Origin of the sequence: Actinokineospora sp. NBRC 105648 (genome assembly GCF_030269645.1) — a bacterium.
GTDB lineage: Bacteria > Actinomycetota > Actinomycetes > Mycobacteriales > Pseudonocardiaceae > Actinokineospora.
Genome location: NZ_BSTR01000123.1, coordinates 1 through 433, shown reverse-complemented (window position 1 = coordinate 433; position 433 = coordinate 1). Strand labels below are relative to the sequence as shown.

General features: G+C 68.1%; 1 protein-coding gene. It reads left to right on the top strand.

Features of this window, described 5'->3' with window-relative positions; translation table 11 throughout:
* A partial coding sequence (locus tag QSK30_RS36640) for an IS30 family transposase (protein ID WP_285510007.1) occupies positions 1-433 on the top strand: 433 nt, incomplete at both ends.

Sequence of the window (433 nt, the reverse complement as noted above, 5' to 3'; positions counted from 1 at the left end):
ACAGGGCGTTGCGTTCCGGGCGGGCCAAGCGGGTGTCCCCGTCGCGGAAGGCGCCCCGGCATGACCTGATCACCGGGATGGTGTCGATCAGCGAGCGCCCGAAGGAGGCCGACGACCGGGCCGTGCCGGGTTTCTGGGAGGGCGACCTCATCCTCGGGGCGGCGTGCAAGTCGCAGATCCTGACGTTGGTGGAACGGCGGACCCGGTTCGTGATCCTGATCCGGGTCCCCCACGACCGCTCCGCCGGCCGTGTCGCGGCGCTGTTGGCCAACAAGATGAAGACACTGCCGGAGTTCCTCCGGAACTCGTTGACCTGGGACCGCGGCAGTGAGATGGCCGACCACGCCGCGTTCACCATGGCCACCGGCATGCCCGTGTACTTCTGTGACCCGTACTCGCCCTGGCAGCGTGGAACGAACGAGAACACCAACCG